The sequence below is a fragment of the Candidatus Hadarchaeales archaeon genome (genome assembly GCA_038823825.1).
Classification (GTDB): Archaea; Hadarchaeota; Hadarchaeia; order Hadarchaeales; family Hadarchaeaceae; genus JAVZGN01.
The window spans coordinates 59,528-77,544 of sequence record JAWBCC010000001.1 but is presented as its reverse complement, the minus strand read 5'-3'; the positions used below and the strand labels follow the sequence as shown (position 1 = coordinate 77,544).

Here is an 18,017-nt window from a genome sequence, read left to right as displayed (position 1 = left end):
CATATCCTGCAAAATTTCCGAGACTTTCCTTAAAAACATGATTTAGGCTAGGAAGAAGTCCAATCCCTTTGGTTTTTCAACAGTTTTCGATGTTAACTCTCGTTCCGAGTATCCCAAAACCTCCATTATGCGCATCACTGCTGGGAGAACCTGATGGTTTATGTAATACTCCGGATCATAGCTTCTGTCGCCAAGCAGCTCCACTGGATAAGCTCTTTCGCTTATGCTACCCCTGCCGCGCGTTTGAACATAGGCGATTATCATTCCAGGCTCAACCTCTCTTCCAGCCTCTCTGAGTCTCTTTGCGGCAACGACGTGGGGCCCAACGGATTTGTAATTTTCAATCGGCATCTTCAGTTGTGTGTATATTATGAGATCTTCGAGTTTTACGTCACCTTTTCGGATTCTTTCTACTATCTCGTTGATTATCCGAGCGGCTTTTTCTTTTGAACCATCTTTGAGAAGGGCTTTCAGAACTTCCTCCTGCGTGTATTTCGCTATTGCTGCCCAATCCCTGCGGACAAACTCTAAACCCTTGACAGTTATTCTCCCATCCTCGTCTATCATCGCGTATCTCTTTTTTGTTACGTAGATTGCTCTCGGATAAAATCCTTCCAACTCCAGCTCGATTATCCCAGGAAGTTTGCTGTTTACCTCGTCCAAAAATTTCAGTGCATCCTCTTTCGTTTTGTTTCCCAACAGGCAGTGTAGGCTATCGGTATCGGAGTACACAACCTTAAGACCAAATTCTTCTGCCATCTTTATTGTCTTCTTTATATAATGCCTACCAAAACTCGTAATGCTCTCCGCGCATTCTTTTGAATACCACCTAGCCTTCGGATAACCAAGCATTCCGTAGAAACTGTTCGCGATGATTTTCAGAGCCCATTGTTTCGCATTGAGTTGTTTATATTCATAAGAATCTCTTTTCAATTCTTTGAGTTTCTTTTTCGTCTCGAATCTGGCGTTAAGAATTTTTTCAACGACCTCGGGTAGAAAACCACGCTTTCGTTTGCAAATATAATAGGGGAGATCCGGCACTTTTTCTCCATCCTCTTGACAGCAGTCGCAGTTTATCGTCGAAGGATCTATATTGTGCGTTACTATTATCGAAGGATAGAGGGAGCGAAAGTCAAAAACGACAAGGTTTTCATGCAAGCCTTTGATGGGTTCCATCACATAGGCTCCCGCGTATGTTTCTTCCATTCTTTCCTCGTAAGTCTCTGCAACTGGTCTCGCCGGAATCAATTCTCCTTTGCGGTAACCCTCAGCGATCAAGAGCCACTCGACTATCTGTCCAGGCGTCATCCTCACAACGTCAAAGGGGGTCTGACCGATGATTTTTGAGAGCTCGAGGAATAGTGGAAGAAGCTCCTGCCCAAGCTCCAAGGTGGCCACAGCATCGGAAAGATTGTACATCAAAAGTTTCTCCCATTCCTCACCACCTTTTTCCCAAGCATCCACAAATTTCGTAAACTCGAAATCGGGTTTTTCCTTACCTAGCAGATAGCGATAAACATCTTCTAAAGTATAGTGGATCAGTTTGATCGTACCAATTGTCGCTAGAAAATCTATAATCGCAAAAACATCTATGTGGATTCTACCTCTTACACGTGTGGCCGTGGCGAACTTGCGCCTTCTGGCTACGACTTCGCTCCCATCTCTTCCAAAACTCAGCTTGACCTTCAGCAGCTTTGCCCTCTCCTTTAGGTACGGAAAATCGAAGAAGTCTGTGTTGTAACCGAACAAAACGTCCACGTCGCTCTCTTTAACGATTTCTACGAATCTTTCAATCATCTCTCTTTCGCTCCCTACGATCTCCACAAAATCGAGCTTAGTTGGGAAATTTCTCCATGTTATAATTTTACGAAAGCCGTCGTCTCCTGCTAGACCGACCATCATTATTGGGTCCCTTTCTGGTCTGGGCGAGCCAGTTGGATTGTAAACCTCTATGTCAAAACTCAAGGCGCGAAGCTTGGGGATTGGCATTTGAACGCGTCTCAGAGATTTGGTTTCAGCTTCCTCTACGCCATCCATTGGAACCAGATTTTTTGAAATGAGATAGTATTTGGCCACAGGGATGTCGTAGTTGTAAATCTGCTTTACACCGGGGAGATCTCGTATCTGCCTTCTCAAAGTTTGAACATCTTTCGGTAACTCTGGAATAACCTCGATGACCTCCAGTCGCCTGCCCAATTTTTTCATCTCAACTTTTCTAACAGACTTTGGCCTTACAATTCGCCCGTTCTCTTTTATTTCTATCTTTTCGATAACTTTCACTAGTTTATCCAGATCTTCGCCTTCTACGAAGAAACTGCAAAAGACATCTTTATCAGAGATCGAGAATACACGATCATCTGATTTCAGCCATAACTTCATCTCAGCCTTTTCGTCGATGTATTCGGCATCCAGAAGAATTCCTTTCATCAATGTAGAATATTTAGTACTTCAATTAAATCAGTGGCGGGGAGGTCTGAAAAAAAGTTCATCTCAGCTTTCCCTTATCTTCTGAGATTTTTGATTTCACTGGAGGTGTTTACACCCCCGAGAGAGCTTGAGTATGTTGCTTACGTTGCAACTTTTTTTCGAAGGCGGCCCGGCCTCCCCGCCATTTCAATTTATGAAATAACCTGTATTTTAGCCTTTTGGAGTGAAGGGGCGACTGGTGTAAGCTGTTCATCCGGAGCGTTGACCAACACCAGTCCCAGCCAGCTTGGGGTCGCCCCATTCAGAACTTTATACACCTTGTTTTAAAATAAGAGGATGTTTAAGTGATGGTGATGGAGATCTTCGCAGCAAATCATAGCAGTTATCCTAAGATTGGTGATGCACCTGATCAGCAGACGCACAGAATCGCGTATGCAAGGTGGGAAAGAGGCGAGATATCTGATGAGGAATTTGAGAAAATTCAGGATCTTGTAGTTAAGGATGTAATCGAAGAGCAGAAAAGGGCAGGTATTCAAATAGTAACGGACGGACTGATCAGATGGTATGATCCGATTTCTCATATTGCACGCGGAATCGATGGATGTGAAATAAATGGACTTTTACGATTTTTTGATACGAATTTTTATTTCCGACAGCCGGTGCTGAAAAACAGGCCTCGGAGAAAGCAGCCCGTTCTCCTTAGAGAGTTTGAGTATGCGAAGAGTGTAACGGATATGCCTGTCAAAGCAGTGATGATTGGACCCTACACGTTCACCAAACTCTCAATAAACATGTCGGGCCTTGGTTTTGAAGATCTCGTACTGGAGGTTGGAAAAATCTTGGCAGAAGAAGCTAAAGATCTTTCTAAGGCTGGAGCGGAGCTTATACAAGTAGAAGAGCCAGCGATTTTAAAAAACGTAAATGAATTTGAAATTTTTAAGAGCGCTTTTGAGATCATAACGAAAGAAGCTGGCGAAGAGAGAATTATACTGACTACATATTTCGGCGATGTTAAACCACTTTATGAGCGTCTGCTGGAGATCCGCGTGGGTGGTCTTGGATTCGACTTGACTTACAGCCCGAACCTTCCGGATCTCATTGCCAAAGTAGGTTGCGAAAAGGATATATGGCTTGGGATAGTCGACGGAAGAAACACTAAGATGGAAAGAGAAGAGGATATTCTGCGAATAGTCAGAAAAATCGCAGCCAATACTGAAAGCAGAAGAATTTTTTTGATGCCGTCCTGTGGGCTTGGGGAGTATCTGCCTAGAAAAGTTGCCTTCAAAAAGCTCGTATTGCTCTCAAAAGTTGTGGAGAGGTGGAAAAATGAGCAGGAGCAAGCTTGAGCGACTTAAAATAAACGTTCCAAAGCTTCCAACAACTGCTGTTGGAAGTTATCCGAAGTTTCCGTATCTTCTAGAAGCGAGAAAGAATTTCCAACTGGGGAAGATCTCCAGAGAGGAACTCTTCGAGCTCGAGAAAAAAGCGACGAGAGATTGGATCTCTCTCCAAGAGGAAATAGGGTTAGATGTTTTGGTGGATGGAGAGATGTACCGCGGAGACATGGTGACATATTTTGCAGAAAATATGGATGGCTTCGCTTTGAGTGGTTTGGTGAGAAGCTATGGAAACCGGTATTACAGGAAGCCCATCATCGTGGGAGAAGTAAGATGGACCGGACCGATAACAGTTGGATGGTGGAAGTTTGCGCAGGAGTTAACGCAAAAGCCTGTAAAAGGTATGGTAACCGGACCGTACACGATGATGGATTGGTCGTTTAACGAGTTCTATCCAAGCAGGAAGGATGCTTGTCTGGCGCTGGCGAAAGCCATTCACAGAGAAGTCAAAGAACTCTGGAGGAATGGGGCAAAAATAATCCAGATAGACGAACCAGCCATATCTGCCAGACCTGAAGAGCTTGACTTTGCCATTGAAGCGATGAAGACGGTCGTCGAAGGTGTCGATGCCTACTTCATCGTACATATCTGCTACGGGGCATTCGAGTTCATATATCCGCGAATGCTTGAGTTGCCGGTGGATAACTTTGATCTCGAGATGTCTAACTCTTCTTTGGACTTGGTCGAGCTCTTCAGACTACACCCATTCACTAAGGATATCTCTTTTGGGGTGGTGGACGTTCACTCACACATCGTTGAGGACGTCGAAACCATTGAGCAAAGAATCGAGAAAGCCCTCGAAGTGATAAAACCAGAACAACTGTGGATTGACCCAGATTGCGGAATGAAAACGAGAACTGTGCAGGAAGCCGTAGGAAAGCTCAAGAATATGGTTTTGGCTGCGAGGAAAGTAAGGGAGAAAATCGATGGTTAAGAAAAACGTGGTTATATCGATTGCCATGCTGATTGCCGCGTTTTGCATGTCTGTCTGGGTTATTCACACGCATATGGAAAAAACGTCTTTCGAAAATTTAGAAATAATTCAACCGAAGTTATTCAAAGAAGTGCATGAAACTAGGATATTCGTTGATGAGAGAGGAAACGGCTATGGATGGGCCGAATTAAGCATTCCTCCATCGGAACTTGCGGATTTTATGAAATCTTTCGTCCTAACCGTTGGAACCGACATCATACAGCAGGAGTATGAGAGCATCTGGAGGTCGAGTTTTTCTATGCTCGGAATTGAAATCGATTTCATAGAAAGCATGGTGAAAATCGAAGAAAACTTCACAATCCTACTAAATTGGAGGTCTCCACATGTTGCCAGATGGGATGGAAATAAATGGGTAATCGAGATGGCATGGGTGGATCCCGACTCCGCAGCTTCTGAGATCTTGAGTGGAATACTGACGAGCTGGCTGACCGTCGCAAGCATAGCCAAGGAGTACGGATACAAGGCCTGCGTCATGGAGATGCACAGCACTACAAGGATAATACTCCCGGAGTGGGCAGAAAACGTTTGGTGCAACGCCTTTGAGAACGAGGAGCATATGGAATATGGACGCGGAAGTTACAGTTTGGGAAGATTCACGCTTAGTCAAGAAAATGGTAGACCCGCCATAATTGAGGAGGAGCTGGAGGTTTTGGACTCCAGATATCTAATAGAAATCCGTACAGAAAACCTATTGGAAAACCATGCGCCACTTCTCATAACCTACTCAGGAGGGCGGCCGGTTGAGAACTTTGAGGGATTCTTTTCCAAAGTCAGAATCGATTTAAAGTTCGGAAGAATTCGAGATGCCTATCTCTTTTCTGGCGACAACGTTTTCGAGAATTTGACTCTCGGACAAATCCTTTATAATGCCTCTCTGTTTTTGCTCAATGGTGAAAACTTTTCTCCCTCCTTCATTCCCGTGACCGTAGTGGGTGAAGAAGTTGGTGATTGGAATGTCGTCTTACGGGAATTGAACAGGGAAAATCTCACTCTGCTTGCAGGAGAAATCGTGGCACAAGCTGCTACCGGAAGCATTCCCGCCAGCATCCAAACAGTCTGGGGCCAGATGAGATATCGAGACTTTCTCTACACAATACTACGTCTTTTGAGGGAAAATTCTGATGTCATAACGTTTTTGCCAGTCCCAGATGGTGTACTTTTCTGGGATAACGTTATCGTGGAAGCTAAGCTTGCCTATTATCTCCTACCTGACTCTTTTGTATTGACCGGAACTGAAAGGGTTCGTGAAATATTGAAAAATATTTATGACGAAAACAAGAGGAAGCTTGCCGAGGAAATCTGCAACTGGACGGGATCAAATATACTCTACTCACTTTCTTTCAGACCGCCAACCTCTGAGGAAGTTATTGAAAGTAAACGTGGACAGTGCAGAGATTATTCAAATGTATATCTCGCGATAGCACGGACTGCTGGTCTGCCATCTAGAATTGTCAACGGATGGGTGGAATCTGATTGGATTCCTCCGGCTGGCTGGGGTTTTGGCGCAACCACAACTCCGGACGGTAAGCGGGTTATCCTTCACGCTTGGGTGCAGGTCTTCATACCTGCGGTCGGATGGTTGGATGTAGAGCCTCAAAGCATGTATCCGCAACTTTACGTTGGAGTCCTGCCGTATTCTGTATACGTCAGATCGAATCAGAGCTGGACCGAGGCCATAGCATCATACGAGACCGCGAGGGGGTTAATTTGAAGTCGTTGAAAATCAAGAGAGAGACTTTAGAGTTCATTCTAGGAGCGGCAAAGTCTGTTTATCCGCGGGAATTCGCGGGATTGCTGAGAAAAAGAAAAGAGCTCATAGAGGAAGTCTTGATATTGCCCGGGACCTTGAGCTCGAACGATTCTGCGGTTTTACGCCTCCATATGCTACCAATGGATCCATCGGTCTGCGGAAGTGTTCACAGTCATCCTTCCTCATCTTTCGCGCCCTCAGCTTCAGATATCCAATTTTTTGGGAAATTCGGCTCAATCCACATCATTGTGGCCTATCCTTACGATCAAAAAAGCTGGGCCGCCTATAACCACCGTGGCGAAAGAATACCTCTGGAGGTGGTCCCATAAAATGGGAATTGTGGGCTCCAAAATATCTTGAAATAGCTGAGCGTCTTCGAATCGATAAAGAAGCAGATTTGAGAGCTGCCGCGGTTCTTGAGTCTCTTCTTCCAGAACCGGATATTGCTGGGCTTACAAAGATCGTCCGTGGTAAGTCCTGCGTAGTAGCCGGAGCTGGGCCTTCCATCCAGAAGGATCTAGAAAATCTTGAAAAGCATGGGATGATGCGTCTGACGATAATTGCTGCCGACGGAGCAACATCTGCCGTTCTCAGATACAAGGTTCCGGAAATAATCGTTACAGATTTGGACGGAAATGTGAAAGATCAAATCTCGGCTTGGAGATCCGGGGCTTGGATAGTTGTTCACGCACATGGAGACAATCTTGAAAAAGTGGAAAGATTTATGCAGACGGTGAGGAATGGTAGAATAATCGGGACCACACAGACCAGACCTTTCGGAAAACTTTTCAACTTTGGGGGGTTTACGGACGGGGATAGGGGAGCCTTCATGGCCCACGAGCTCGGAGCTGCAAAAATCCTGCTCGCGGGGATGGATCTCGGCGAAAAGATCGGGTTGTTCTCTGGAAAGAAAGATCCAACTAGGAAAATCGAAAAATTGAAAATCTGTGGAGAACTTCTCTCATGGTTGGCAGAGTTGGGCGCGCCACTGATAAACATCACCTCTGGGGAAAATAGACTACCCTCTATCCCTAAGATGAAGGTTGAGGAGCTTTCGAAGTTTTTTAATCAATTATTTCCAGAAGATTCGCTTTCTCCAGATTTTTAAGAAGTCTCTCAAGCACGGGTCTCAGGGCTTCGACGTCTATTTCGAGTTCTGCGCAGAGGTTTTTCAAAAGGTCCTCCTCCGAAATCTCGCCGTCGCACATATCCCAGACGAAGATAACGACTTCACCTGCAGAAAAAGCCTGTCCCTCGTCGTTTACGAGAACCAGCTCCCCCTCCTCCGTCTTGCCTAGACTTCCCTTCTTTTTGAGTTTCGCCAAATATCACACCTCTGATTTTGTGAAGAATGCTCGTTTTTTCCCTATTTAAAGGTTGCTGAGAGGGCTGTCTAAAGCCAACCAGATTAGCCATACACACCCGACTAAAGCCGAAACTGTCTCCGGGATCGCCACATTGCTGACGACATCAATAAGCGGTAACAGCCAGCTTGCCGCTGCGCAAAGAAAGAGAAGAGAGAAAATCATTGCAGAAAGATGTTGCCTGGCACGAATCAGTAGAAAAATAGAAAGCAAAATCACAAACGCGAGAGAAACGAAAAAGAGAACTGAAAAAAGAAAGTGTATCTTTCCAAAGTTTTCATTGAAAACTCCAACAAAGACGAGGAAGATTCCAACAAGAATGGTGGATGCGGAAACTGATTTCCAAGGACTGCGGGCTCTCCGGAACATGTCAGCAGAGAAAATGACAATCATGAATCCGGAAATCGCGAGCCCTGCGTTGAAAATTATGCCGTGATTTTTCCACACACCCAGGTCGCTCAGAGCGTTGTTCGTAAATGAGAAACCTGGAGAAAGAATGATCGAGATTATGATTGAGAGAAAGGCGACAATTGGGGCAGTTAATCCGAGATATCTGGACTTCAAGATTGCTGTTGCCCTCCCGTCTCCTCTGCTGGTTTCTCCTTTTTCTTTGGCTTAGGCTCTATGACTTCCTCTATTTCCTCTTCGATGGATTCGGCTTCTGTCGGGAAAAGTTCTTGGTAAAGTTTCTTTATTTCCTCCTCTTTTTCTTTCAAGGCCTTCTTGGGTGGTTTGGATGGCCGCAAACTTACTCCGTGCTCGGCTAGTTCTCTCTTGATTCTAGCTAACTTGGCTGCACGCATCTGAAGTCTCGCCCGCTGTAAAGCTTTACCCGTCTTTCTCGTCATTTTCTCCCTCCACAATCTACCGCAGAATTTAAAGATTTTCACTTATCCTTCTGACTTTTCTTGAAGCCAGTACTCCGCTTCCTTTCTCACTTCTTTCCAGAACTGGTTGAAACCGTCAAAGCTCAACTGATAGATCGTTTTTCCACCGGCTCTTCTCGCTGCGATCATTCCCGTTTCTCTAAGCGGCCTGATGAGTGTGAAAAAGTGTTTCTTTCCACCTGGAGTTTCGATGTTTATCCCCAAAGCGCCTGCCAGCTCTGCCATGGTCTTTGGACCCTCTCGCAAGACTCTCAGCAGTTTGACCGCCTCTGGCTTTAGCGAAGCACTTCTCGGATGATTCCCATATGCCAGCATGAGCAGCCTCTCCGGACCTCTCTCTTCCATTTCTCCCACCTCCCTCTGCCGGTTTTGTTAGCCTTTTTCTCGTTTTCACATTATCTTTTAGCTGATTACTTATAAAAGGTAACGGTTACTCCACATTCTTCATTTTTACTCTTAAAAAGTAATTTGTCCTTCATCAAAAGTAATTCCAAGTCTTCAATACCTTTCATAGGTATCAAAAATACCTTTCAAGCGTAATAATCTCGCGGACACCACCCTTCAGCGCCTCAAGCGAATTACCTTTTAAAAGGTAACTAGCCGAGTTCATCCCCCTCAAATGCCATCCGAAAGCCAAATTATGCTTGGACATCTTTCGGTAGATTACTCTTGAAGAGTAAATTCCGTCCCCGGTGGAAGGCCTAGGACCTCCGCGAGTATCATATCGATCTTGGCGGCTACTTTTCTCGACTTCAGAGCTATGAAATGGTTTGGATCCGAGAAAAAGGTTGCCAGCTTTCTTTTCAGTCCGATGTACTCCCTTTTCACCGCTTCTCGGTCGATCTCTGTCGGCAGCTTCCCTCTCACAGTTGACTCGTATATATTAGTTATTTTCTGCTCGATCTCGGATATTTCAATCAACCGTCTGATGGTCTCTATCTGAGCAGCAACCTCCGAACCTACGTCCGTTAGATAGATATATTTGACTTTTCCCTCCTTTTCTGACCTTATTAGCCCAGCTTTTTCCATATTTTCTAGAATTCTCAACGTATGGGCAAAGGTCGCGTCAATTTTTTTAGAAATTTCTGTTTGATAAACTTTTTTTCCTGTTTCTTTCAAAAAGAGCAATAATCTTGACGGTTTTTCTTGAAATATCAGCCATAGCGCTTTTTTCCGCATACCCCCCATTTATGTATCTTTTAGTGGATATATTTAAAGCTATCTATCTTTTTGTATATATCATAAAGTAAACATTTGTGAGAAGAGCGTTCATTTAGTGAACAAAAGGTAGCAGAAATGAAAAGCCAAGAAGCGATAAACAGACTAGAAAAGAGTTGGGTCGAGTGTGAGAGATATGGACGTACGAAATCTCGATTGTTATGAAAAATCCTGTGAGAGGTTGGCGAAACATCTAACTCTACATAGAGTCATTTCACGCGCCGAAATTAGCTCCTGCAAAAAGTAGAAAAGACACAAAAACGAGAATGAGCGGATGATCAAACCATTGCAACCGGTAATCGAAATCTTCTACATTTTGGTCTTTGTGTTTTTAGGACTCTTCACTAGGATGCTTGCGAAAGGGAAGAAAATTGAAAAACCAGTGGAGCATTTCTTCGAATCCGTGAATATATTCGCAGTCTGGGCAATACTCCCGTCGATTGCATTTATCTCCATTATGAAGCTTGAAACAGGTGAGATCACGGGCTTTCTAGCGGCGTTTCTAATCGGAATGTTCTGTTCCTCCGTTTGTCTCCTGCTGTCTATCCTGATATCATTCTTGAGGAAAGAAAGTAAAGAGAAGATTCTTGCAATCTCGCTGAATTCCGGGTTCATGAATGTCGCTTATCTCGGTCTGCCCGCGGTCTACGCCGTTTTAGGAAGCGAATATCTCGCCCCGGCTATCGCGTTCGCGCTGGGTGTCTCCATTCTACATGTCTTCATCGGAACTCTCCTCTGCAACATGCTAACGGGCCGCGGTAGCAGAATTCCCCCACTTCTAGCGAGAGTCTTTTCTTTTCCTGCAGTCTTCGCAACAATCGTGGCTTTTTTCTTTCTGTTTTTAAACATTCATATCTCTGATTATGCCATAGAATTCTTTGACCTCTACCTGTCACCAGTCTTTCTAGCCCTGATGCTGCTCTTCACTGGTTATCTGCTCACCGTCACGGGTCCACGTAGCCACATACGTGATTTATCAAGAGTAAGTTTGTTTAGGTTCATAATCGGGCCTCTCGCCACATCTCTTACGCTTCTTTTACTGGGTTTTGATTTCAAAAGTGCACTGACTCCGAAAGCCGCGCTTCTTCTTTCCGCCATGCCTCCGGGAACTTTCAATCTCATCCTAGCCAAAAATTTCAAACTGGATGTAGAATATTATGGAGCTCTGATGTTTCATACCACATTAATTTTCGTTTTCCTCGTGCTCCCCTTCCTCTCGGCCTTTATACTCTGACCCTACAGAGAAAAAGTCCAACGACCCGGAAATGAGGCCACGCAAAACCTGAGAAAGATCTGAAATCTTGATTCTCCTCTGCTTTGTCGAATCTCTGTCCCTTATGGTGACAGTCAAATCTTCGAGCGTTTGATGGTCGACGGTTACACAGTATGGCGTACCTATTTCATCCGCCCTCGCGTATCTCCTGCCTATTGACCCGCTATCATCGTACTCAGCGAGAAATCCGCTTCTCCGGAGATTTTCCCATATTTCTCTAGCTTTTTCGACGAGTCTGTCCTTTTTGAGTAAGGGGAAAACAGCCACTTCGACTGGAGCCAGCTCTTTCGGAAGTCTGAGATATTTCCTCTCGCCGTCAGTCACATATGCGTGCTCAAGAGCGCAGTAAAGAGGCCTATCTATACCATAAGAAGGTTCCACAACATGACAAATCACGCTTTCCTTTCGGTTTTCTATAAACGCCGTGAGATTTTCTCCGCTGTATTTCATGTGTCTGGAGAGATCGTAATCCGTTCTGTATGCGATTCCAGCGACCTCCACCCAGCCGAATCTGCGTGTGAAAACCTCCGCATCCCAGGTTTCCGATGAATAGTGAGCTCGCTGGGCAGGGGTTTGTTCTCTAAAACGTATCGCGTTTTCAGGGATCCCCAATTTCTTCAAAAATCTCTTTGTAAGAACGAGATAGTAAGCCATCAACTCGTTACAAACGATTTTCTTTTCCACAGATTCGTCCGCCGTAACTTCGATTTCGCCCTTTCCATCCATTTGATTTTTAGCCGGCCATAGCCTAAGCTTCTCATCCCTTACTTCTCCAAACCTAGGATGATTTGGATTCTTCGGATCAAAGAAAACCTCTGCCTCCGCCATCGTAAACTCTCGCAACCTGATCACACCCTGCCTAGGAGAAATTTCGTTTCTGTATCCTCTTCCGATCTGAACAACCGGGAGTGGGAGTCTTCCCCTTGCAATCCTGAAGAGACGCCTGAAGTTGATGAATATTCCCTGTGCAGTCTCAGGCCTCAGATATGCTATCCTTCTGCTCCCAGGCCCAATCGCCGTCTTAAACATCGTGTTGAATTCGGAGACCTCGCCGAACTCCCCGCCGCAATCCGGACATTTTAAGTTTCTTTCCCGTATTATCCGGGAAATCTCCTCTTTACTCATGCCTTCAACGTTGACTCCCGCTGCCTCCGCCAAAAAATCTGTAACTTTGAAAGCGCTACCACACTTTTTGCACTCAACCATCAGGTCCAGAAAATGTTCGACATGGCCGCTCGCACGCAGAACCTCCTCTGGAGTCACAGTCGGACTATCAATTTCGATTGCGCCTTCCTCAAAAACATATATTTTTCTCCACTGATCTATGATTTTCCATTTGAGAATCGAGCCGAGAGGACCATAGTCGTAAAACCCTGCCACTCCACCGTATATCTCGAAAGCTGGCCAGAGGAATCCTCTACGGATGAGCAAATCCATCAAGTCTTCTGCTTCTGCCATCTTCTCCAAATCTCAAGTGCTCGCATCAATAAAAACGGTTTTGGAATCAGAAAAGGACTTTAAGCAGATCGATGTCCCTAACCAGACCCAAAAGTTCCTCTGAGCTGCCGAGAACGAACGCCTCATTATCTCTGCTCTCGGCGAGCATTCTCGAGACCTCGCCGACCGGTGTGCTCCTAGAAATCGTTATGAGCTTTGGCGACATGACATCCCTCACGAGTTTATCTGGAAGTTTCAGTTCTTTTTTTGTTATGTAGATTCGCGCCTCGGTGTCCCAGGCCCAGCTATCACTTTCACTTTTGCCCGTGAGCTGTCCAACGGTCGAGGAAATGTCCACATCGGACACTTTTAAGACGTCGGTGTCGCTCAGCTTACCCACCAGTTTACCCTCATCGTCTATCACGGGGAGCACACGAAAGCCCGAAAGCTTGAGAAGGTGAACGGCAACTTTCAGGGGGGTCCCGTCCCAAACCGCAATCATATGGGGGCGCATGAACTCCTCAGCCGGCTTGTCTATATTCATGGCCGCTATTACTCTCCTTAGGATGTCTCTTACGGTGAGAATCCCCACAAGCTTTTTCTCCTTAAGAACTGGGAGTCTGCGCACGTTTTTCTCAAACATCAGTTTTGCTGCCTCGCCGAGATCTGCGTCAGGAGAAATAGTTGGAACATCGCGGTCGACAAGCATGGCTAATTGATTCTCATCCGGATTCTCAAGAATTGTTTGAGCTGAAACCATGCCAACAAACTCCTCCGTGTCCTTCCGAACGACCGGGACCGCATTCGTGCCGAGTTTTTTCATGAGGTCTAGAGCGTCTGAAGAGACTCCCGGCACTTCTACCCATTTGACCTCGCGAGTCATCGCATCTTTGACCTTCACGGATCTCCTCCCCGCAAAATTTTTCAAAATATTTTTGGTTTTTATACTAAATAAATCTAATCTCGGAATTAAACTTCCTTTCCGCAGACAAAAAATGAGCGAACATTGTTAACATTGGCTCGGTTCACTATGCCCGCGTAAATATCCTCGACATACCGCAGATTTTCTCTCCTAGCTAGAACCACAAAAGTTGCGTCTTTGCCCTCCTTAATGCCGCCCTCTTTGAGGAAAAACTTTGAAGGAGAAACTGTGGCGGATATCAGTAGACGACGCGCCTCTTCACTACCTGCTCGTGGGTTATCCAGCCTTACGCATTCCCAAGCAGAGCTGAGAACATCAAACATCACCGGCTCGCAAACGCACACGTTGTCTGAGCCAAGCCAGAACTCGAGATCTATTTCCAAGGCTTGGGAAATCGGAGGGGAGCCTACGGATAGAAGCCTATTTGCTCTAGGACAGAAGACTACCGGGACTTTCTTCTTTTTCGCCTTTCTCAGATCTTCCCTACTGCTGTGAGTCCCGTGAACCAAGAAGCTCGGACGAAGTTTCAGAGCCACAGATAGTTCTCCCTCTCCTCTTTCCCTGATGGATTTTCTTTCAGCTTCGGCCGTCTCCGAAACGTGAACAGAAAAAATCTTGGCAAGACGTCTCGTTTCACGCGCAACCTTGACAAGCTCCTGCCAAGGTAAGAAATCTAGAGATGGCATCCCCATTCCATCTGCTTCTCTGAGAACCTCAATGCATTCGTCAAAAGTGTTGCCTCTTGCTAAAATAAAACTTCGAATTTGTGAAATGGTGGCTCTCTTCAGCAACCTCAGTCCAGCTAAACCTCCTTCTCTGAAGTCACAGAAGCCTATCGTTCCAGATATCAACATTGAACGAATGGAGTTTCGCATCGCCATAACGAGGTCATCTTCCTTTGCCTCTTTCAGGAGTTTATGCTTCAGACCGTCCGGTCCTACGACTTCATTCTGCGTCTTCCCGATGTAAAGTTCTTTCCACCTTGAATCTCCAAGATGAGTATGAGCATTGAGGAAGGGCGGGATTATAATCGATCTTTTCAGATCTTTTGAGAAGCTTGGAGGGAATCCCTCTGAAATCTTCTCTATCTTTCCGTCCTTTATGACGAGATATCCATTTACGGGAGATAGGTCATCGCCCTCCAAAATTGTAACATTCGACAGCACCAGCGAGGACGACATGAAATCTACTGTTTAAGTAAATCTGCTATTTCTTTCTCTGAGAGTTCCCGGTAACCTCTTCCATCGATGACCGCAACCACAACGCTGTCTCCCGTCGCGGCGTCTCTTTCTATCGCAGTCTTTATGGCAGACGCGGCGAGTTTCGCCCCTTCTTCCACACTAATCCCGGGCTTGAATTCTTTCTCAAGAGTCCCATACGCAACGGATGCTCCGGTTCCGCCAGCAGCAAATTCTCTTTCCTCCAGCTTCCCTCCGACCGGATCTAAAAAGTATAGCACAGGTTTCTCACCGTCTATCCCGGCAATGATTGCTTCTAGGATGTATGGGAAAATCCTTCTCTCGTGAAGGATATTTGACGCCATTTGAGCGATTCCCTTAGTAGACATCGACCTCTCGTTGTGAATGCGATAAAGCCTTGCCTCAGCCCGGAGTAAGTTGACAAAACTCTGAACATCACCTGTGCTACCCGAAATCGCTGCACCGATCTTCTCCTCCAGTTGAAAGATTTTCTTGACACGCTTGCTTAGAATCATGTAGTAGCCTACTCCTCTAGAATCCGAAGCCAGGGCTATTCCATCTCTGCACACAACTCCTACAACTGTTCCGCTAAAGCCGTACATCGATAACAAATAACCGAGACAACTAATAAAAGCATGTCTTTTTCCTTCGATAACTATATTCAAAGTGGAGGATTTTTTAGAATTGGAGCCGGGGTAGCCTAGCCAGGTAAGGCGCGAGCCTGGAGAGCTCGTGGCCCGTTGGGCCTCGAGGGTTCAAATCCCTCCCCCGGCGCTCAAGTTTTTCACCGAAAAATCACACAAAAGGAGAAAAGCCTAAGGATTAAAACCCTTACGTCAGTAGTCTATAAAGATGGCAGAAGAGATAAAGCACATAGTCAGAATCGCGGGGCATGACTTAGACGGAAAAAAGGCAGTTCACCATGCCTTGCTCGGGATAAAGGGAGTGAGTTTTAGTTTAGCGAGAGCGGTGGCATATGCTGCAAACATCGACCCATTCAGGAAAATCGGAACACTTACGGAAGAGGAGGTGAAGAAAATAGAAGATGTTCTAAAGGATCCATTGGCTCATGGTATTCCCGCATGGATGCTCAACAGGAGAAAGGATTATGAGACCGGGAAGGATATGCATCTCGTCGGACCGGAAATCGATTTCTATGTGAAGATGGACATCGACAGAGAGAAAAGAATAAGAAGCAGAAGGGGCATCAGACACGAGCTCGGGTTGCCTGTCAGAGGGCAGAGAACCAGAACCACTGGTAGAAGAGGAATGACGGTTGGAGTTGTTAGAAAGAAAGGAGCTCAACCGAAGGCTGAAGAGAAGGAGGAGAAGAAGAAATGAGGAGGATTAAGAAGAAATATGAAACACCAAGGCATCCTTGGGACAAGGCAAGGATGGATGCAGAAGACAAGCTCTTGCGAACATACGGTTTGAGAAGAAAGAGAGAGATCTGGAGGGCGCAAACAGTTCTTAGGAAATTTAGAGCACAGGCTAGGGAGCTAATGGCGAGGAGCGACCCGCAGGCTGAGAAGGAGAAGGCAGCACTCATAAGAAGGTTGCAGAAGTTTGGGCTGGTTGGGGAAAACGCAACACTTGACGATGTCCTTGGTTTGACAGTCGAAGACATCATCCAGAGATATCTTCAATGGATAGTTTACAAGAAAGGATTGGCAAGAACACCAAAGCAGGCCAGACAGATGATTGTCCACGGACATGTAAAGATCGGCGGAAGAGCTATGAAATCTCCGAGCTATATGGTTCCAGTTGCCGAGGAAGATATAATAGAAGTCACCCTTCCGCTTGAGAAAATTGGAAAAGGCGCCGCGGTGGAGGCTGGTGAGTAATGCCTGAACAGAGAGAAAAGTGGGGAGTGGCGCACATCTATTCGTCTTTCAACAACACGATCATTCACATAACTGACTTAACCGGTGCGGAGACGATTGCGAAGGCTTCTGGAGGGATGATGGTCAAAGCGGACAGGGAAGAGGCTTCTCCCTACGCTGCAATTCAGGCTGCCATGAAGGCTGCGCAAGAGGCGATGGATAAGGGAATAGCTGGCGTACACATAAAAGTCAGGGCTCCTGGAGGACACGGACCGAAAATTCCAGGACCGGGTGCTCAGGCGGCGATAAGAGCACTCGCTAGAGCAGGTTTAAAAATCGGGAGGATAGAGGATGTAACACCCATACCGCATGACGGGACTAGAAAACCAGGAGGAAGAAGGGGAAGGAGAGTGTAAGGATGGAAATCGAAATCGTCAAAAAGGATGGTTTAAAGCTTGAGTTCATCCTGAATGGGAGTGATCCGGCTTTCGCCAACTCTCTTAGGAGAGCCGCTATCGGAGAAGTTCCAACGATGGCGGTTGATGAAATCGAAGTAATTGAAAATGAGTCTCCTCTTTACGACGAGATAATCGCTCACAGACTTGCGATGATCCCGCTGAGGACTCCGGCAAAAGGATACGTTCTCCCGGATGAATGCAAATGTGGTGGAAAAGGGTGTCCAAAATGCACTGTTGAGATGTCTCTGGATGTGGAAGGACCAGCGATCGTGAAAAGCGGAGACATACAATCGTCTGATAAAGAAGTCGTGCCGGTCTCGAATGAGATTCCAATAGTAGAGCTTCAGCCAGGACAAAGGCTCGTGCTGAACATTTATGCTAGGCTGGGGCTTGGAAAAGATCATGCGAAATGGATGCCTGGTCTCGTGTTTTACAGATATTTCCCCGTCATTGAAGTGGGGAAAGAGTGCAACGGGTGTGGAAAATGTGTTGAGGCCTGTCCGAGAGAAGTGCTAGCGGTGGAGGAGAAGGAACTGAAGGTGAAGAGACTCATGGAATGTATACTCTGTCGCGCATGTGTGGAGGTCTGTCCGAGGAATGCGATAGAGGTGAAAGGAGATCCGACGAAGTTTATATTCAAGGTGGAGTCTAGCGGAGCTCTTCCTCCTGAGGAGATCGTGCTGAAGGCGGTGGAAAGTCTGCGTAAGGGTTTTGAAGACGCGGGCAAGGCGTTTAAATAGGCATAAAAGTTAAAGGAAAGTTTTCTTCCAGTTAGAATTGGCGGGGGTGGCCGAGCCAGGTCAAAGGTGCCAGCCTGAGGCGCTGGTCCCGTAGGGGTTCGGGGGTTCAAATCCCCTCCCCCGCACCA

Annotated in this window: 20 protein-coding genes and 2 tRNA genes; 12 read left to right on the top strand and 10 right to left on the bottom strand. The window is 46.1% G+C overall.

Annotated features, from left to right (window positions below; genetic code table 11):
• Positions 1–42: 42 nt before the first annotated feature.
• Positions 43–2,427, bottom strand: coding sequence for a DNA-directed DNA polymerase (locus tag QXF64_00415; protein MEM1688959.1), 2,385 nt, complete (start codon positions 2,425–2,427; stop codon positions 43–45).
• Positions 2,428–2,780: 353 nt separating this feature from the next.
• Here QXF64_00415 and QXF64_00410 point away from each other — a divergent pair, with 353 nt between their 5' ends.
• Genes QXF64_00410 through QXF64_00390 form a run of 5 tightly spaced genes read left to right on the top strand, consistent with a single transcriptional unit; the run spans position 2,781 to position 7,676 of the window.
• The gene (locus QXF64_00410; GenBank protein MEM1688958.1) at positions 2,781–3,773 is read left to right on the top strand and encodes a hypothetical protein; all 993 of its coding nucleotides are present in this window, start codon (positions 2,781–2,783) and stop codon (positions 3,771–3,773) included.
• Positions 3,754–4,758, top strand: a complete 1,005-nt coding sequence (locus tag QXF64_00405) for a methionine synthase (protein ID MEM1688957.1) — start codon at positions 3,754–3,756, stop codon at positions 4,756–4,758. Before QXF64_00410 ends, QXF64_00405 begins: the two co-directional genes overlap by 20 nt.
• Positions 4,751–6,529, top strand: coding sequence for a transglutaminase family protein (locus tag QXF64_00400; GenBank protein ID MEM1688956.1), 1,779 nt, complete (start codon positions 4,751–4,753; stop codon positions 6,527–6,529). The genes QXF64_00405 and QXF64_00400 overlap by 8 nt, the downstream gene beginning before the upstream one ends.
• Positions 6,526–6,897: a Mov34/MPN/PAD-1 family protein gene (locus QXF64_00395; GenBank protein MEM1688955.1), complete on the top strand. Its 372-nt coding sequence runs from the start codon at positions 6,526–6,528 to the stop codon at positions 6,895–6,897. The genes QXF64_00400 and QXF64_00395 overlap by 4 nt, the downstream gene beginning before the upstream one ends.
• Before the next feature lie 8 nt (positions 6,898–6,905).
• Positions 6,906–7,676: a 6-hydroxymethylpterin diphosphokinase MptE-like protein gene (locus QXF64_00390; GenBank protein ID MEM1688954.1), complete on the top strand. Its 771-nt coding sequence runs from the start codon at positions 6,906–6,908 to the stop codon at positions 7,674–7,676.
• Here the strand turns inward: QXF64_00390 and QXF64_00385 are convergent.
• From QXF64_00385 to QXF64_00365, 5 genes are all read right to left on the bottom strand, one after another.
• Positions 7,633–7,893 (bottom strand): PqqD family protein, encoded by a 261-nt coding sequence (locus QXF64_00385; GenBank protein ID MEM1688953.1) that lies wholly within the window; start codon positions 7,891–7,893, stop codon positions 7,633–7,635. The two genes, QXF64_00390 and QXF64_00385, sit on opposite strands and share 44 nt — an antisense overlap.
• Positions 7,894–7,938: 45 nt before the next feature.
• A complete protein-coding gene (locus QXF64_00380) occupies positions 7,939–8,496 on the bottom strand; it encodes a DUF998 domain-containing protein (GenBank protein ID MEM1688952.1) in 558 nt (185 codons plus the stop codon).
• Positions 8,493–8,780 carry a hypothetical protein gene (locus tag QXF64_00375; GenBank protein MEM1688951.1) on the bottom strand — a complete coding sequence of 96 codons (288 nt, stop codon included), beginning with the start codon at positions 8,778–8,780 and terminating at the stop codon, positions 8,493–8,495. The genes QXF64_00380 and QXF64_00375 overlap by 4 nt, the downstream gene beginning before the upstream one ends.
• A gap of 42 nt (positions 8,781–8,822) precedes the next feature.
• Positions 8,823–9,164, bottom strand: coding sequence for a helix-turn-helix domain-containing protein (locus QXF64_00370; protein MEM1688950.1), 342 nt, complete (start codon positions 9,162–9,164; stop codon positions 8,823–8,825).
• A gap of 318 nt (positions 9,165–9,482) precedes the next feature.
• Positions 9,483–9,998 (bottom strand): winged helix-turn-helix domain-containing protein, encoded by a 516-nt coding sequence (locus QXF64_00365; GenBank protein ID MEM1688949.1) that lies wholly within the window; start codon positions 9,996–9,998, stop codon positions 9,483–9,485.
• Between the two features lie 313 nt (positions 9,999–10,311).
• Here QXF64_00365 and QXF64_00360 point away from each other — a divergent pair, with 313 nt between their 5' ends.
• Positions 10,312–11,271 (top strand): hypothetical protein, encoded by a 960-nt coding sequence (locus QXF64_00360; GenBank protein MEM1688948.1) that lies wholly within the window; start codon positions 10,312–10,314, stop codon positions 11,269–11,271.
• Here the strand turns inward: QXF64_00360 and glyS are convergent.
• The 4 genes from glyS to QXF64_00340 form a co-directional block, all read right to left on the bottom strand.
• Positions 11,221–12,768, bottom strand: coding sequence for a glycine--tRNA ligase (glyS, locus tag QXF64_00355; protein ID MEM1688947.1), 1,548 nt, complete (start codon positions 12,766–12,768; stop codon positions 11,221–11,223). The two genes, QXF64_00360 and glyS, sit on opposite strands and share 51 nt — an antisense overlap.
• Before the next feature lie 46 nt (positions 12,769–12,814).
• Complete coding sequence (locus tag QXF64_00350) at positions 12,815–13,648, bottom strand: CBS domain-containing protein (GenBank protein MEM1688946.1); 834 nt, start codon at positions 13,646–13,648, stop codon at positions 12,815–12,817.
• A 68-nt stretch (positions 13,649–13,716) separates the two neighbouring features.
• A complete protein-coding gene (locus QXF64_00345; protein ID MEM1688945.1) occupies positions 13,717–14,835 on the bottom strand; it encodes an amidohydrolase family protein in 1,119 nt (372 codons plus the stop codon).
• 20 nt (positions 14,836–14,855) lie between these two features.
• Positions 14,856–15,470 (bottom strand): hypothetical protein, encoded by a 615-nt coding sequence (locus QXF64_00340; protein MEM1688944.1) that lies wholly within the window; start codon positions 15,468–15,470, stop codon positions 14,856–14,858.
• An 87-nt stretch (positions 15,471–15,557) separates the two neighbouring features.
• Here QXF64_00340 and QXF64_00335 point away from each other — a divergent pair.
• From QXF64_00335 to QXF64_00310, 6 genes are all read left to right on the top strand, one after another.
• Positions 15,558–15,642: transfer RNA gene (locus tag QXF64_00335), tRNA-Ser, on the top strand.
• Between the two features lie 78 nt (positions 15,643–15,720).
• Positions 15,721–16,209, top strand: coding sequence for a 30S ribosomal protein S13 (locus QXF64_00330; protein ID MEM1688943.1), 489 nt, complete (start codon positions 15,721–15,723; stop codon positions 16,207–16,209).
• Positions 16,206–16,712, top strand: coding sequence for a 30S ribosomal protein S4 (locus QXF64_00325; GenBank protein ID MEM1688942.1), 507 nt, complete (start codon positions 16,206–16,208; stop codon positions 16,710–16,712). Before QXF64_00330 ends, QXF64_00325 begins: the two co-directional genes overlap by 4 nt.
• On the top strand, positions 16,712–17,107 hold the full coding sequence (locus tag QXF64_00320; GenBank protein ID MEM1688941.1) for a 30S ribosomal protein S11: 396 nt from the start codon (positions 16,712–16,714) through the stop codon (positions 17,105–17,107). Before QXF64_00325 ends, QXF64_00320 begins: the two co-directional genes overlap by 1 nt.
• A 2-nt stretch (positions 17,108–17,109) precedes the next feature.
• On the top strand, positions 17,110–17,889 hold the full coding sequence (locus QXF64_00315) for a DNA-directed RNA polymerase subunit D (protein MEM1688940.1): 780 nt from the start codon (positions 17,110–17,112) through the stop codon (positions 17,887–17,889).
• A gap of 40 nt (positions 17,890–17,929) precedes the next feature.
• A tRNA-Leu gene (locus QXF64_00310) sits at positions 17,930–18,017 on the top strand.